14 protein-coding genes are annotated in these 16,059 nt (G+C 47.5%); 4 read left to right on the top strand and 10 right to left on the bottom strand.

Annotated features, from left to right (window positions below):
- Positions 1-24: 24 nt before the first annotated feature.
- Positions 25-1,152 carry a DNA polymerase III subunit beta gene (dnaN, locus tag KUA48_RS01465; protein WP_153080249.1) on the bottom strand — a complete coding sequence of 376 codons (1,128 nt, stop codon included), beginning with the start codon at positions 1,150-1,152 and terminating at the stop codon, positions 25-27.
- 210 nt (positions 1,153-1,362) lie between these two features.
- Between dnaN and KUA48_RS01460 the strand changes: the two genes are divergently transcribed.
- Positions 1,363-1,809 carry a DUF3127 domain-containing protein gene (locus KUA48_RS01460; RefSeq protein WP_117727805.1) on the top strand — a complete coding sequence of 149 codons (447 nt, stop codon included), beginning with the start codon at positions 1,363-1,365 and terminating at the stop codon, positions 1,807-1,809.
- 112 nt (positions 1,810-1,921) lie between these two features.
- Here KUA48_RS01460 and KUA48_RS01455 read toward each other — a convergent pair whose 3' ends face one another.
- The 3 genes from KUA48_RS01455 to KUA48_RS01445 all read right to left on the bottom strand — a co-directional run bounded on the left by KUA48_RS01455 (position 1,922) and on the right by KUA48_RS01445 (position 5,751).
- Entirely contained in the window at positions 1,922-3,100 is a 1,179-nt protein-coding gene (locus KUA48_RS01455; protein WP_117727804.1) for an MFS transporter, read from the bottom strand.
- Positions 3,101-3,141: 41 nt separating this feature from the next.
- Positions 3,142-3,915, bottom strand: coding sequence for an NAD(+) diphosphatase (gene nudC / locus KUA48_RS01450; protein WP_218433174.1), 774 nt, complete (start codon positions 3,913-3,915; stop codon positions 3,142-3,144).
- A gap of 72 nt (positions 3,916-3,987) precedes the next feature.
- On the bottom strand, positions 3,988-5,751 hold the full coding sequence (locus tag KUA48_RS01445) for a bifunctional UDP-sugar hydrolase/5'-nucleotidase (RefSeq protein ID WP_153072647.1): 1,764 nt from the start codon (positions 5,749-5,751) through the stop codon (positions 3,988-3,990).
- 148 nt (positions 5,752-5,899) lie between these two features.
- Between KUA48_RS01445 and KUA48_RS01440 the strand changes: the two genes are divergently transcribed.
- A complete protein-coding gene (locus tag KUA48_RS01440) occupies positions 5,900-6,715 on the top strand; it encodes a DnaJ domain-containing protein (RefSeq protein WP_218433176.1) in 816 nt (271 codons plus the stop codon).
- A 128-nt stretch (positions 6,716-6,843) separates the two neighbouring features.
- Here KUA48_RS01440 and KUA48_RS01435 read toward each other — a convergent pair whose 3' ends face one another.
- The 6 genes from KUA48_RS01435 to KUA48_RS01410 form a co-directional block, all read right to left on the bottom strand.
- Positions 6,844-8,157, bottom strand: coding sequence for a zinc ribbon domain-containing protein (locus KUA48_RS01435; RefSeq protein ID WP_218433177.1), 1,314 nt, complete (start codon positions 8,155-8,157; stop codon positions 6,844-6,846).
- Between the two features lie 116 nt (positions 8,158-8,273).
- The gene (locus KUA48_RS01430; RefSeq protein WP_118255299.1) at positions 8,274-8,960 is read right to left on the bottom strand and encodes a glycoside hydrolase family 25 protein; all 687 of its coding nucleotides are present in this window, start codon (positions 8,958-8,960) and stop codon (positions 8,274-8,276) included.
- Positions 8,961-9,076: 116 nt separating this feature from the next.
- Entirely contained in the window at positions 9,077-9,772 is a 696-nt protein-coding gene (locus KUA48_RS01425) for a hypothetical protein (RefSeq protein ID WP_218433178.1), read from the bottom strand.
- 100 nt (positions 9,773-9,872) lie between these two features.
- A complete protein-coding gene (locus KUA48_RS01420; RefSeq protein ID WP_118255297.1) occupies positions 9,873-11,183 on the bottom strand; it encodes a Na+/H+ antiporter NhaC family protein in 1,311 nt (436 codons plus the stop codon).
- A 19-nt stretch (positions 11,184-11,202) separates the two neighbouring features.
- The gene (locus tag KUA48_RS01415) at positions 11,203-12,699 is read right to left on the bottom strand and encodes a UxaA family hydrolase (protein ID WP_218433179.1); all 1,497 of its coding nucleotides are present in this window, start codon (positions 12,697-12,699) and stop codon (positions 11,203-11,205) included.
- 90 nt (positions 12,700-12,789) lie between these two features.
- A complete protein-coding gene (locus tag KUA48_RS01410; protein WP_217326317.1) occupies positions 12,790-13,854 on the bottom strand; it encodes a substrate-binding domain-containing protein in 1,065 nt (354 codons plus the stop codon).
- 394 nt (positions 13,855-14,248) lie between these two features.
- Between KUA48_RS01410 and KUA48_RS01405 the strand changes: the two genes are divergently transcribed.
- Both KUA48_RS01405 and KUA48_RS01400 read left to right on the top strand, forming a co-directional pair.
- Positions 14,249-15,271, top strand: coding sequence for a sugar kinase (locus tag KUA48_RS01405; protein WP_022121227.1), 1,023 nt, complete (start codon positions 14,249-14,251; stop codon positions 15,269-15,271).
- 106 nt (positions 15,272-15,377) lie between these two features.
- On the top strand, positions 15,378-16,049 hold the full coding sequence (locus KUA48_RS01400; protein ID WP_218433180.1) for a bifunctional 4-hydroxy-2-oxoglutarate aldolase/2-dehydro-3-deoxy-phosphogluconate aldolase: 672 nt from the start codon (positions 15,378-15,380) through the stop codon (positions 16,047-16,049).
- The last annotated feature ends 10 nt before the right edge of the window (positions 16,050-16,059 follow it).

Here is a 16,059-nt window from a genome sequence, read left to right as displayed (position 1 = left end):
GTTTCAGAGAAAGCCCGTGCTCCTTTAGTCGTTAAGGAGCATAGGCATGATGAGCATCAGAATATCTTCGTTCTCAGGCTGTTCTGCTGGTACGATGATTCCGGCACGGCTTGGGTCTGCCAGCTGGATGATGATGTTATCGCTGGTGAGATTGCTCAGGATTTCCATCAGACTGCTTCCCTTGAAGCCGATGCTGATAGGAGAGCCGTTGTATTCGCAAGACAACTGTTCCTTTGCAGATGTTGAGAAGTCAATATCCTCAGAAGAAACCTCGAAACGGCCTGACTCGATGTGGAAACGGATGAGCTGGCTGCTCTCGCTTGCAAATGGCAATACGCGGCGCAAAGCACTCTGCAAGCCTCTGCGGTCTACTGTAACCTCGTTAGGATTGTTTGGAATGACAGAGTTGTAGTTAGGGTAGCGGCCATCAATCAGTCTGCATCTCATAACGCCGTCAGTAAACTGGATTTCTGCGCTTCGGTCATCAAACTTGATGATAGCGTCGTCGCCGTCCTTGCTCAGAATGTTCTTCAGCAGAGAAGCTGGCTTCTTAGGCAAGTTGAATGCTGAAGGAGATTCGCTCTTGATAGTGAAGTTCTTGCTGCGAACCAGTTTGTGACCATCGCTTGCTACGATAGCGAGAGCATCTGCTGTCAGGTCGAAATAAATACCGTTCATGACAGGGCGCAACTCATCGTTGGCTGTAGCGAAGAGCGAGCGTGAAATGTTGTTGATCAGCATTTCTGTAGGCAAAGAAACGGTGGTGCAAGCATCGTTCATGCTCTGTGTGCGAGGATATTCCTCTGCGCTCTGACCTGTGAAGTTGTAAAGACCGTTCTGGTAAACAATCTTGATGGCAACGGCTTCTCCGGCAGTATCCACATCGAAGTGAAGAGGCTGCTCAGGCAGTTCCTTCAACGCATCGAGGATAACGCGGTTAGGCACACAAAACTCACCTTCTCCATCGTGGTCGGTAAGAGCGAGTGTACTCTTGATGACATTATCACTATCGCTAGCCGTGATGCTCATTTCACCGTTAGCAACTTGGAAAAGGAAACAATCGAGGATTGGCAACGAATTCTTGCTTCCAATCACTTTTGCGAGCATGTTGAGCTTGCTGCTCAATGCAGAACTTGATACTGTAAATCTCATGAGTATTTTATTTAAATTTTATTTTGTTTTCTGTTTCACCTTAATTTAATTAGGCAATATCACCTAATTGAGCACAAAAATACAAAAAATATCGCTGATAAGCAAAAATAATTGGAGAAAAGTTCTAGTTTTTGAACTATTTTTAGTAATTTCGCAGTCAGAAAGAAAAAAACACCCTTTAAACAAAGGAAAAACTTTAAATATTATCATATGGAATTACAAGGAAAGGTTATTGCCGTTTTGCCTGAAAGAAGCGGCGTCTCTGCAAGAGGAGAGTGGAAAGCTCAGTCGTTCGTAATTGAAACCCACGAGCAGTATCCAAAGAAATTGTGCTTTGATGTTTTCGGAGCAGACCGTCTGGCTCAGTTCAACATTCAGAGTGGTGAGGAACTCCTGGTTTCTTTCGATATTGATGCTCACGAGTATCAGGGCCGTTGGTTCAACAGCATCCGTGCCTGGAACATCCAGCGTGTTGACCCTAACGCCGTAGCTGGTGCTATGGGCGGAATGCAGCCAGGTGCGTTTCCTCCAGTAGGTGCTCCTGTAGCTCCTGCTCAGCCAGCAGCTCCTGCTAATGGCGCAACTGCAGCATTCCCTCCAGTTCAGCCTGCAGCTCCTGCAGCAGAGGGTGGTAGCGCAGATGATCTTCCTTTCTAAAAACAGAAAAGTAAGATAAAAATAAGAGCACTTCGCCTGAGACTTTCTTCTGTCTCGGATGAAGTGCTCTTTTTTTATTCATAATCTTATATTTCTCTTTATTAACTGTTTTCTATTCTCTACGTCTCTTCTCAAAGAATTGTTTTGAAGCGGCGAAGAAGAGGAGAACGGAAGCTGCATTTTCTATAGCAACCATCCAGAATGTTCCGTTGTAACCGAAATGTTCTGCCACAACTCCGCCTAGCAGACAGCCGATTCCGAAGCCCAAATCCCAACCTGTAAGAATGCTGCTGTTTGCCGTTCCACGCTGGTTGTGACGAGCCACATTAATAAACATGTTGAGGAAGGCTGGGTAAAGATGACCGTTGCCCAGGCCGATGAGACAAGCCGAAAGATAATAGGCTACCGGGTGCTTGACGGCAACAAAGATGATGAAACCAACAAGCGAAAGCAGCATTCCTTCGGCCGCATTCTGGGTAAGTTTGCCCTGGCTCAAGGCTTTTCTTCCCTGCAATCTTGACAGGAACAGACCCATGGAAAGAAGGGCAAAATAAGTGCCCGTTCCGCCCGTAATTCCGAGTTCCTCCTTGCTGTAGATTGCGAGATAATTGCTCAGAACGCCCCAGCAGAAACCGAACATGGCGATGTTGATGGCAAGAAGCCAGGCACGCGTCAGGAAGAAGCGGTCGAGAGAAAGCTTCTCCTTGTTCTTAACGATTTCCTTTTCGGGGAGGCGGATGGTTCCTGCAATCACAACTGAGGCAATCGCCACGATGAAAGCTATCCAGAAGAGAATCATGTAACTGTCTACCGCATTATGGAGATAGATTCCGATGGATGGAGCAATTGCCATGGCAAAATTGTTGCTCAGTCCGTAGAGTCCGATTCCTTCATTTCTCCTACTTGCCGGAAGAACGTCGATGGCGCAGGTGCTGTTGGCAACCGTTACGGCTCCGAACGGACCTCCGTGCAGGGTTCTGCAAATGGCAAACATCAGGATCGTGCTGGCTGCAATATAGCCGGCAAAGAAGATGGCGAAGGCCGAGAGACAGACCATCAGAACCTTCTTGCGCGAAAAGCTGTCAACCACATATCCGCTGAACGGACGAATGATGAGGGCGGCAACCGTATAGCCGCTCAGCACAATTCCAATCACATCTTTCGTGGCTCCAAAATTTTCGCTCAGATAGAGAGGGAGCAAAGGTGTGAGCAGATAGAAGGCGAAATACAACAGAAAGTTGGTAGTCATCACCTTGATGTAGTTTGCATTCCAAAGTTTCTCTTTCATCATTTTTTAGAGTTTATCCTCACTTTTAGAGTTTGTCCTCATTATTAGAGTTTGTCCGCCAGCCAGGCGTCGATGAGTTTTCGGGCGATGGAAAGTTTCTCAGGGAGAATAGGGAGATTCTCTTTCGTGAACCATTTACCACGAGAGAGCTCTTCTTTCTGAAGATGAATTTCTCCATCTACATATTCTGCCGAGAAGCCAATCATCAGACCGCTCGGATAAGGCCAAGGCTGGGAACCGAAATATTTCAAGTTCTTGATAGTCAGACCGGTTTCTTCCATTACTTCACGATGAACCGCCTCTTCCAGATTCTCGCCAGTCTCAACGAAACCAGCCACGAGACTGTCGAAATTTCCCTTGAAATTGCGAGCGTGTACCAGCAAGACCTGATCATCTTTCTTAATCAGAACGATGATGGCTGTGGCAAGCGAAGGCCAGACCTGTTTGCCGCATTCTGTACATTTCTTACTGATGTCGGTTGCCATTTTCATCGGAGCTCCGCAAACGCCGCAGAATTGGGTATTCATGTCCCAATAGTTGAGCTCCTGACACTTTCCTGCTTTCTGGTAAAGGGCAGGAGAGAGTTTGTAGAAACTAGGGCGCAAACCGCACATTTCGTACTTCGGATTGCCGGTAACGGGCTCAGGAATGGTGAAGGTCTTCACCTCTGTTCCGTCTTCCATCGGGGTAATGTTGAGAATGTGAGTCCAAGGCTTTGTTGGGACTGGACTCTCTTCTGAACAAGGAATCGTATAGGTTCCGTCTTCTTTCTTTTCGAGCAAGAGATCAGTCTTGCAAAATATAAACCAATACTTCATTCTTTATTTTGAACTTATTTGCTTTTTTACTTTGATCTTTATAATATGCTTTTCCAGAAGCGTTTCGAGGAGCTATTGCTTCTTACCGAACAGCAATTCGAAATCGCGCTGGGCAGCAGGTTTGGTCCATGCTTCCGGCACAAACTTCCAGTTGTTGTTTGGTTTTGCATCAACCGTTCCCATCTTTTCAATTTCTTCCATCAGATAGTAACGCTGGTCGCGCTTGCTGCGATAGATAATTCGGCTTTCAAGACTGTCTTTCGGGATTCCGGCACCCTTGGTAAGGAGTTCACCGCCACCATTTCCACGATAGCTGTTAACGGCTACCTTGTACCATTTCTTCTCATCGAAAGGTTCGCCGTTGCTCATGCGCAGAATTTTCACCTTCTCGCCATCTGGCTTGGTTACGTCAACTTCGTAATCGATTCCCGCAGCACTATCAAAGTTGAACGAGAGATTCTTGAAGCCGAGGCGTTGCTGGTCGCCAACGGTCTTCTCATCGAGCAGCAGGAGATGGTCGTCCGGGCTCTTCATGGTGTTCACCCAGAGGTCGTAACTCATTTCCAGATGCTTTCTGATTTCTTCGCCCGTCATGCGCATTACGTAGAGCTGGTTCTCATATTTATAGAGATTGAACATGTCGCTCACGTAGATTGGGCCGGCTTTCAGAACCGCGTTGAACTGAAGGGGAGCGTTGAACGAAATGTCGGCTTTTGTTATCTGCAACTGGAGGTTGAGGATGAAATCGTTGAAAGCAGAACTGCCGAAGAACTGGTCGCGGCTGTAGATGGTAGTCTTGAAGTTGCCAATCTGCTTGCCCACATATTTCTTTACTTCCGCAATCTGAGGTTCGAAAGTCTTCATGAAATCCTCGTCGATAGGACAATCTGTCACATCCACAATCTTGCCTGTCACCTTTTTGTCAGTTACCACCAGCTGCTTCTTTCCGTTCACCTTTTTCTTGTTGAGGGTGAGGGTTATTTCAGCATCAGCCACGCTAATGGCGTTGTTGGCAGGATCCAGGCAAACCACTTGCTTTCCATCAGTATTGGTTACGGTTTCGTTGTCGCGCGTATGGTCGTGGCCGAAGAGAACGAGGTCGAAGCCCGGCACTTCTTTTGCCACCTTGATAGAGGCGTCTTCATCATATTCGGCAGTCTGGATGCCTCCGTCTTTTCCGCTGTGGAAGAGGCCGATGATGACATCCGGTTTCTCATTCTCCTGAAGATATTTCACCCATTTGCGGGCGTTTGTTACCATATTTTCAAATTTCAGTCCGCTCCAGAGATTCTCCGTGAGCCAGTTTGGAATGGCAGGAGTAATCATTCCCAAGACTGCCACCTTCACGCCCTCGCGGTTCAGGATGAGATAAGGCTTAACGTATGGCTGGCCTGTAGAAGTACTGATGATGTTGGAACCTAGAACTGGGCAATTGAGTTCTTTTATCCATTTGTCGTAAACTGGATGACCCGTTTCAACATCATGATTGCCAAACACTTGCGCATCATACTTCATGTAGTTTACCACATCGGCAGCCACGTTTCTAGCCTCTGTGTTTACATAATTATAATAATAGCAGGTAGGCTGTCCCTGCAGAATATCGCCATTCTCCAAGAGGATGAGGTTATCCTTGTAGTCTTTTCGCAAATTATTGACGTAGGAAGAAACGCGCGCCAAGGTTCCTGCTTTTGGCTTACGGTTGATGAAATCGTAAGGGAAGAAAGAGCCGTGCACATCGCTTGTCTCTATCACTCTCAGTTTTACGGTACGTTGTTGTGCCATCGCTTGTGAATTGAAAGTTAGCGCCAGAAGAAGCGCAGCAAATAATTGTTTCATATAAATTAATGTATTACTTTTGAGTAATGAAAGCCCATCAGTTGAGCTCTGTTTCTTATTTTCTCTGCAAAAGTACAAAAAAGAACTTAAATAGGCATACTTTTTGTTGGATATTTTTTAAAAACTAAAAAATAGGAGGTTTTATAATATGGCATTTGTTGATTATTACAAGATTCTCGGCGTAGACAAGAACATTCCGCAGAAGGATGTGAGAGCTGCGTATCGTAAACGTGCAAAACAGTTTCACCCAGATTTGCACCCTAACGACCCGAAGGCGAAGGCTAAGTTCCAGGCGCTGAACGAGGCGTATGAGGTGATTTCTGACCCAGATAAGCGTGCTAAATACGACCAGTATGGCGAACAATGGAAGAATGCTGATGCATTCGGCGGTTTCGGCGGAGCTGGTGGTACAGGCGGTTCCGGAAGCTATGGTGGAGCAGGTGGAAATCCATTCGAGGGTTTCGACTTCAGCCAGTTTGGCGGAGGCGGAGGTTTCTCCAGCTTCTTCGAAAATCTCTTCGGAGGGCGTGGCAGAAGCCAGCAGTCTGCTGAAGGATTCGGTTCCGGCAATTTTGGCGGTTTTAAGGGTTCTGCCGGTTATGGTAGCGGCTTTAATGGTGCTGGCTACGGAGCTGGTGCTGATTTCGGTACTGGTGGTTGTGGCGGCGGTTGCGGACAGAATGGTCGTGCCAATAACGGCGAAATGAACATGAATGTGAATATCGACCTTTATACGGCTCTGCTGGGCGGCGAAGGAATCATTAAATTGAGTAATGGTTCTAAAATCAAACTGAAGATTAAGCCGGAAACGCAGAATGGCACGAAGGTTCGTGTTCGCGGAAAAGGATATGACCGGGGGGACGGAACCTTTGGCGACCTGATGATTACTTACAACGTGAAGTTGCCAACCAGGTTGAATGATAAGCAGAAAGATTTGCTCCGTCAGATGAAGGATGCAAAGTAATTTCTAAAAGAAGGGAACGGGTTCTCGGACATGAGAACCTTCCTGAAACATGAAGGTAAAAAGAAAACGCCCTGCAAGAAGGGAACATTCAGAAATGAAGTTCCTGATCTTGCAGGGCGTTTTTTATTCTATTCTGCGGCATTAATCTTCGACATGTTGAACGCAGAAACCTTGCCGTCTGGCGAAACGGTTGCGTTGATTTTGAAATGGTTGGTTTTCTTAGTACCGTCGGTAAGCTGAACTTCCTCACGTGCTGAGAACTGAACCTGATATTCATAATCTTCGTCACCCACCTCGCGCTTCTTGATCTTATAATCGTTGGTGAGGAACCAGTTCAGGTTGGTCACATCTTCCTTATAAAGCTTATTCATAAAGGTAACAACATCTGCCTTGGTAGCAGAATTCTTACCCAGAAGCGAAGAGAGAATGTCTTCGCATGAAGCCTGCAAACCATCAGCATCGCGGGTATTGATGCTTTGGAAGAAATGGCGGAACAGACTGCTTACCATATCTTTCTCTTCTGGCTGCAAATCTCTGCTCTTGGCTTTCTTCATCGCATTCTCAGCCTCTTCGATATGCGAACCGTCAGCATGAGCGGCGAGATAAGCCTGGTAAGCTTCTACATTATCAGCATTCTTTGCCACATTCCAGTCGATGGAATCTATCTTGTTCAAAACCTCCTGCTTGTGTGGACTGTTTGGGTATTTGTCGAGATAAGCCTGCAGGGCCTCTTTCGAACCGCTTACTACGGCGTTGGTCCAGTCCTGATCGGTCTGTTTCAGAAGTTCGAGGTGAGCCATGATGGAATCACGATGCGCCTCGTCAGCATCTTTGTAAGTATCTAGGTAACTCTGCAGAACCATCGGGTCGCTACTCTGCATCGCATACTCGTAAGCTTCCAGTTCCTTATTCTTATTGGCACTATCATAGAAATAGTAGAAAATGCCACAAACGAGGAAGGCGAAAATCAGAGAGATGATGATGACGCCACGGTTGCTTTTTTTCTTTTCCTGGGTTCCCTCGCCGTTACCGCCGTTCTGAGAATTAGATTGCTGTGGGCGAACCGGAGGAACGGGTGGAGTAGGAGGTGTTGCTGTTCTGACAGGTGTCTGAGGACGAGCCTGCTGCCTGAGAGCCTCCTGGCGGCGAATTTCTTCTTGTCTGATTGCATTCTGTCTGGCTGCGTTTTCAGCTTCATGCTGCTGAGTCATAGAAGCCTGGCTGGCAGGAGTCTGCTGGCTCATTCCTGTCGGAGGCGTCATTCTTGTGAGCGAAGGATTCAGCTCATGGCAGTTAGGACACATTTCCAGGTTGCTGAAATAAATCTCGCCACAATTTGGGCATTTGGTAATTTTGCCTGCTATTTCTACTCCGCAACTAGGGCAGGTAGGTGCTTTATCGCTAATTTGGCGTCCGCATTCCGGACATTTTATAATTGCCATAATTCTATTTTGTGTTTATTAATTTACTTATATAATTCATGCTTCTCTACTTCCAGACCTTATCAACTCTTTACCTTGAAGCTAATCATAAAGTTCCAAGTTCAGGGTTCCAAGTACTATCGATGTCTAAATCTGATTTCTCTGAGCTTGTGGCGCCCCATGAAACGGCTTTTGTCAACATAGCCGTTTATTCCGTTGAGTTTGCCCTTACCCGTATATTGCCACATTTCGAAATCTCTACCATCGCGCAATACAGGGATGCGCTTCGTATATTGGGCAATCATCAGCTTGTAGCTGTCTAGCTTGCCTAGAAGATAGTTGTCATAGAAATTGGCTCCCGTATAGATGAGGGGTTTCTGCTTATATGCTTTCTCTACGAGATGCAGAAACTTAAAGAGCGAATCGCAGAATTCTTCTGTATTCATGCCGCTTTTCGTCTCCACATCAATCATAGGCAAGAGGTCCTGATCTCCCGGACGGCATTGGGCCTTGAAATTTTCCAACTGCGTCTGCTGTGGGATGCGGGGTCTGTAGAAATGATAAGAACCTACTTTCATTCCGTAGCGATGAGCCAGGTCTATATTCTTCTTGTATTTGCTGTCGATGTTGGTTCCGCCCTCGGTAGCTTTCAGATAAACGTAAGCCATCTTAGAGTTGTCGCCCACGGTTTCCCAGAACACGTTGCCCTGATAATGACTCAAGTCGATGCCGTGAACGTGCCGACAAGTGTCTTCGCATTGCACCTGGGCATGGGCTCCCAAGGCAATAATGGATGCTATAATAGAGATAAATAACTTTTTCATAGATGCAAAGATACGAAAATCAGATGAAAATCGTACTACTAAGAGATTAATTTTATAGATATTTTACTCTTCGTCCTGATGAATCCCAGGTTAACCCCTTCAATCCTTACTGAAATTTATTCTTCAATCTCAGATAATGAACGGAAGAAATTGTTCATGAAATTGCTCATGGTTTCTATCGGAGCGTATTGCAGATAGCGCATGCTGCGGCGCAGATTCTTGCGCATGGTTCCCCCCGTGGTGCGTACAAAGCCGCTGCTGGTCTGCTCAAACTGAATGGCCTGCTGATCCATGAGATTATAGTAGAGCGAACGGAGCGTCAGCTTGTAGGCGCCTCTTTCTATGTGATGAACGAATGGGATTTCGTCCTGTTCAAAATCGAAGAAGGTGATGAGCACGCTTCCTTCCAGCTGGGCGATGCGCTGGATGCGGAGCTTGGCAAGCCACTTCTCCAGTTTCACGAAATCTACCTTGTCGCCTCGGGTTCTCAGGTAGTCTCCCAACTGGATGATTCCTCTGAGATTGATTCCGTTAGCCAGCATTCCATTTACGTTTGCCACGATGATGCGCAGCAGATAAATAGTCTCGATAGAGGTATCGATGGCGTGGCGTTCATCTTCCTGAATCTTGCTGAGCCGTCGGTTCAGAAAACCGTTGTTCATCTTCACCTTTCCGGCAGGAACATCATTCACGTTCTTGAGCATCTGAGCTATCTTTTTCTTCTTAAAGGTAGTCATCGGTTCCATTTCTTCCTTGATGCCGAAGTTGTCGGCACGGAACTTAGTAAAAAGGTTGCGCTGAAGAAAATTCATATGCCTTGTTCTTATTAATAGTCAATAATAAAGTTTTGTTCTTCCTGTCAAGAAATCTCTAACGCAGAAGGAGACCCTCCTCTGATTTTTAGAAGTCTTCCTAACTGTATCTCTTAGGATAGCGCAAGAGGATGGCCAGCAGGGCTGCCACACCTATCGCCAGCGGATAGTAGAGATAAGGAAGAATGTCCATCGGACTGAGATTGGCCAGGCCGGCTGCCAGGAGCATCTGTACGCCATAAGGAATCAATCCCTGAACCATGCATGAGAAGGTGTCGAGAATGCTGGCTGCCTTGCGGTTGTCTACGCCAAACCGGTCGCCTATCTTTTTCGAAATATTTCCTACTGTCAGAATCGCTACCGTATTATTTGCCGTACAGATGTTTACCATCGAAACGAGGGCGGCGATAGAAAGTTCGGCTCCACGCTTGCTGTTTACGTGGGCTGTAATCTTGTTGATGATGAAATCGATTCCGCCGTTTTCGCGGATGATTTCGAGCATACCACCTGCCATCATGGCGATGATAATGAGTTCGCCCATGCCGATAATGCCGTTGCCCATGGCTGAGAACCAGCCAAAGAGGTCGTAGCTTCCGGAGGCACCCAGAAGATGACTGCCTATGCCGATGGCGCCACAGAGTAGGGTGCCCAGAGTGAGAACAGCCATTACATTCATGCCGGCAATAGCGGTAACGAGGACGGTGAGGTAAGGCAATACTTTCATGTATTCTACCTCGTTGATGTGGGTTGGGGTCTGAAGACCGACTCCCATGACAGAATAGGCGATGAGCACGAGTACGGCGGCCGGAACCACAATCATGGAGTTGACCTTGAACTTATCGCTCATCTTGCAGTTCTGCGTCTGCGTAGCAACAACCGTCGTATCGGAGATGAACGAGAGGTTGTCGCCGAAATAAGCGCCACCTACGATGATGGCGGTCATCATGCCTACGTTAGCATCCATCGAGTGGGCCAGTCCGGCGGCTATCGGAACCAGAGCCACTACGGTTCCCACACTTGTTCCGATAGATACGGAGATAAAGCAGGCAGCCAGGAAGAGTCCTGGCAGAATCATGCTGGCTGGCAGGATGCTGAGCGCCAGGTTGACGGTTGCATCAACGGCTCCCATCGCCTTGGCTGATGCGGCAAACGAGCCAGCCAGCACGTAAATCCAGAGCATGAGCATCAGGTTGTTGGCGCCGGCACCCTTGCTGTATGTGTCCACTCGTTTCCTGACAGGCATTCCGCCGGAAATAGCCACGGCATAAATGCTCGAAATCATGAACGCTACTGTGAGCGAGAGGCTGGTGTCCTGATGACTGCTGTCTACCGAATATACGGTAAAAGCCACGATGAGGACAATCAGCAAAAATAATGGCGACAACGCCAGCAAACCTTTTTTATTACTCATACTTCTTTTTTCTTCTTAATTAAAGAGTTACTCCATTCTTGAAGATGGAGATTTCACGATAGCCATTATACTCGTTGCGAGCCTCCTCGCCACTTGCTACGGCTATAATCTTATCAATAAACTTGCTTACCAAGTCTTTCATTTCTACACCTTCTACCAGAGCGCCGGCGTTGAAGTCAATCCAGTTTGGCTTGTTCTTTGCCAGATTGCTGTTGGTAGAAATCTTCATCGTTGGCACAAAGGTTCCGAATGGGGTTCCGCGACCTGTGGTGAAGAGAACGAGCTGGCAACCTGCTGAAGCCAGAGCTGTGGCTGCTACAAGGTCGTTACCCGGAGCTGAAAGCAGGTTCAAACCGGTTGTCTCCAGACGGTCGCCATATTGGAGCACGCCGCTTACCGGAGCACGGCCGCACTTCTGGGTGCAACCCAAAGCCTTATCTTCGAGGGTTGAGATACCACCTGCCTTGTTACCTGGAGAAGGGTTCTCGCCAACTGGTTCACCATGGCTCAGGAAGTACTCCTTGAAGTCGTTAATCAGGTGAACGGTCTTGTCGAAGAGTTCCTTATTTTCGCAACGGTTCATCAGAATGGTTTCTGCGCCAAACATTTCCGGTACCTCTGTCAGGATGCTTGTACCGCCCTGAGCTACGAGCCAGTCGCTAAATTCACCTACCAATGGGTTGGCTGTAATTCCGCTGAAGCCGTCAGAACCGCCACACTTCAAACCTACGCGCAGTTTGCTTACCGGAACTTCCTCGCGCTTGTCTTCCTTAGCCAGGGCATAGAGGTTGCGCAGAATCTTCATGCCTTCCTCGAGCTCATCGCCTTCAACCTTCTGTGTTACAAGAAGTTTGATGCGGTCGTAATCATAGTTGCCGAGCATCTTCATGAAATCATCTGGCTGGTTGTTCTCGCAGCCGAGCGAGAGAACGAGCACGGCACCTGCGTTTGGATGCAGACAGATATCACGAAGCACCTTGCGGGTATTCTCATGGTCGCCCGAGAGTTGTGAGCAACCGAAGTTGTGGTGCCATGCGTGGATGGCGTCGATGCCTTCGCTGCCTGTTTCTTTCTTGAGGAGTTCTACCAGCTTCTCAGCCACGCCGTTAACGCAGCCCACGGTAGGAACTACCCATATTTCGTTTCTTACGCCTACTTCGCCATTCTTGCGAACGTAGCCCTTGAAGGTGCGGTTTTCCTTAGCGATGTTCAGCTGCTCGTTAACCGGGTTGTAGGTATATTCGAGCGTACCGGCAAGATTAGTCTTGAGGTTGTTCTCGTTTACCCATTCGCCCGCCTTGAGACCGGTCTTTGCATGACCGATAGGGTAGCCATACTTCAGAATATCTGTACCCTCGGCAGCATCGTTGATGAGCACCTTGTGTCCTGCAGGAGTATCCTGCAATAATGTGATGGCCTTGCCATCTACTTCAATCGTTTCACCCTTCTTCATAGGGCGCAAGCAAACCACTACCGAGTCGGCAGGGTTAATCTTGATAAAACTTGATTGTTCCATACGTAGTCTGTTTTTTATTTATTGTTTATAATTTATAATGTTCCTGTAAGAATATTCTTCCATGCGGAAACCCTGTTCTGCCCGATAGCCTTAGAGCTGGGTTCTGCGATAGAAATCTACATTTTCCTTCATCAGCAGCTCGATAGGCATATAGTTTACCGGTGTAACTTTCTTCTTCAGCACGATGGCCTGGAAGAGCGTGTCTACGCAGGAGTAACCCTGCATGTAGGCGTGCTGGGCGATGAGGAAGGAAATGCTTCCTTCGCGCAGACAGCGGGCGTTTTTCTCCACCATATCATAGCCCATGATCTGAACGTCGCGGCGGTTGGTCTTCAGCAGGAAGTCGCCCACGATGTGCGCCTTCGAAGTCATGGTGATGCAATGGTGGATGTTCGGATGTCCGGCAAAGAACTTCTCCAGCATTTTGACGAATTCAGCACGTGTGCCGCTCAACGGCAGGTCGAGCAAGGTAATCTTCACGTTAGGGAAGTGGTCGTGCATGTAATGGCGGAATCCAACCTCTCGGTTGTCCTGCTGCTTGCTGACCACTCTTCCGTCTTTGGTCTGCCTCATGAGCAGGATTTCATCTTCCTTTGCTGCAAGCATCATCAGCATCTTGGCTGCGAAGAAACCGGAACAGAACGAATCCTGGCCGAAGAAAGAGAGCGGACGCAGATCGGGCATGTAGGAGTCGAGCAGGATGAATGGGATGCTTTTGTGGTGCAACGCCTCGGTAAACTCGCGGGTCACGTCGAGCGATGAAGGCACCACGATGACTCCTTCCGGACTGGCCTCAAGAATCTTGTTGCCTTCTTCGCGGAACGATTCCTCGCTGGAACGCTCATAGAAACGAATCTCTACATCGATATGGAAGTCACGTCGGGTATCTTCACATTTTTTTGCGCCTTCCTCTATCTCCTCCCAGTAAGCCTCCGATTCGTGTTTCGGAATCAGCAGGTAGAAGGTATAGGATTTGTTGTAAGCCAGAGCGCTGGCGTACACATTAGGCTGATAATTCATTTCCTTGAGGGCTTTCTCGACCTTGTCGCGTGCAGGTTTCGACACGTTTGGACGGTCGTGCAGAACTCGGTCTACGGTTCCAACGGATACGCCAGCTCTCTCGGCAATATCCTTGATTCTGATTTTTTCGGCCATTGTTTTTTAGCATTACGGGTCTGGTTGCCTCGCGTGTACTTATTATATAAGGAGCCTCTCCTGGGGGCTACGATAGATAAAACGTCGCAGGTACTTCCTAGCTGTGCACAGACCACAATTAGTATTAAGCAATTCTGTTGTGTGCGACCACAAGTGCGAATTTTGCCGCAAATATACAACAATTTTTTGAATTGTGCGAAGACACAGCAACTTTTTTGCACGAAAAACAAAAAAAAATGCGATTTTATTTCGTTATTCGAGAAATTATGGTTATTTTTGCCCTCGAAATTGAACGACAACTGATAATTGTACTTCATTTCTCTACTGAAAAGTGGAATTTAATTTGTTACTCATAACAAACAAAATAAAAACAAAAAAATTAAAACTATCAAACATGGCAAAAATTGTAACATTAGGTGAGATCATGCTTCGTTTATCACCAGAAGGCAATGATCGTTTCATTCAGAGTGAATCACTTCGCATCATCCCTGGTGGTGGTGAGGCTAACGTAGCTGTAAGCTTGGCTAACTATGGTCATGATGCTTACTTCGTATCTAAGCTCCCTAAGCACGAGATCGGTCAGATTGCTGTCAACGGTCTCCGTCGTTACGGCGTTAACACAGAGTTCATCGCTCGTGGTGGCGACCGCGTAGGTCTCTACTATGCCGAGACTGGTGCTTCTATGCGCCCATCCAAGGTAATCTACGACCGTGCACACAGCGCAATTGCTGAGGCTGACCCATCTGATTTCGATTTCGACAAGATTATGGAGGGTGCCCAGTGGTTCCATTGGAGCGGTATTACTCCAGCTATTAGCGACAAGGCTGCTGAACTTACCAAGTTGGCTTGTGAGGCTGCTAAGCGTCACGGCGTAACTGTTTCTGTTGACCTCAACTTCCGCAAGAAGCTCTGGACTTCAGAGAAGGCTATCTCTGTTATGCGTCCTCTGATGAAGTATGTTGATGTTTGCATCGGTAATGAGGAAGATGCTCAGCTCTGCCTGGGCTTCAAGCCAGATGCTGACGTAGAGGGCGGTAAGACTGATGCTGAGGGTTATTACGGAATCTTCAAGGGCATGATGAAGGAGTTCGGATTCAAGTATGTTGTTTCTACTCTCCGCGAATCTCTCTCTGCTACACACAACGGCTGGAAGGCTCTTATCTATGATGGTAAGGAGTTCTATCAGAGCAAGCACTATGACATCAACCCTATCATCGACCGCGTTGGTGGTGGCGACTCTTTCTCTGGTGGTCTGATCCACGGTCTTCTTACTAAGGAGACTCAGGGCGAGGCTCTTGAGTTTGCGGTAGCTGCTTCTGCTTTGAAGCATACTATCCCTGGCGACTTCAACCTGGTATCTGCTGACGAGGTAGAGAGCCTGGCTGGCGGTAACGCTAATGGTCGAGTTCAGAGATAATTATAGTTTAAAGTTTATAGTTTATAGTTGATAGTTTATAGACTGTCTTGCTTACGGCGTAGCTCCTATAAACTATAAACTATTCATTGTTAATTCATATAAGGTAATGGCAAAGTTTAGCAAAATGCAGGTTATGGCAGCCATGAAAGAGACTGGTATGGTACCTGTTTTCTTCAATAAGGATGTTGAAATCTGCAAGAACGTCATCAAGGCTTGTTACGAGGGTGGCGTACGTGTTTTCGAGTTTACTAACCGTGGTGACTTCGCTCACGAGATTTTCGGAGAGTTGGTAAAGTGGGCCGAAAAGGCTTGTCCTGAGATGATCTTGGGTGCAGGTACAGTTGTTGATGCCGGTACAGCTTCTCTGTATCTCCAGCTCGGCGCTAACTTCATCGTAGGTCCTAACTTCAACCCAGATATTGCTCCAGTTTGCAACCGTCGTCTGGTTCCTTATTCACCAGGTTGCGGTTCTGTAACAGAAATCAATAATGCTCAGGCTGCCGGTTGCGACGTAACCAAGGTATTCCCAGCAGGTAACGTAGGCGGTCCTTCATTCGTCAAGAACGTAATGGCACCTTTGCGTTGGAGCAACATCATGGTAACAGGTGCCGTAGAGCCAACAGAGGAGAATCTTACTCCTTGGATCAAGGCTGGCGTTCTCTGCGTAGGTATGGGCTCTAAGCTCTTCCCTAAGGAGACAGTTGCTGCTGGCGATTGGGCTGCCATCACAGCCAAGTGTCAGGAGGCTCTCGGTTACATCGCGAAGGCTCGCGCTTAATTTAGACTAT

Origin of the sequence: Segatella copri (genome assembly GCF_019249795.2) — a bacterium.
GTDB lineage: Bacteria > Bacteroidota > Bacteroidia > Bacteroidales > Bacteroidaceae > Prevotella > Prevotella copri_B.
This window is presented reverse-complemented; position numbering and strand designations above follow the sequence as displayed.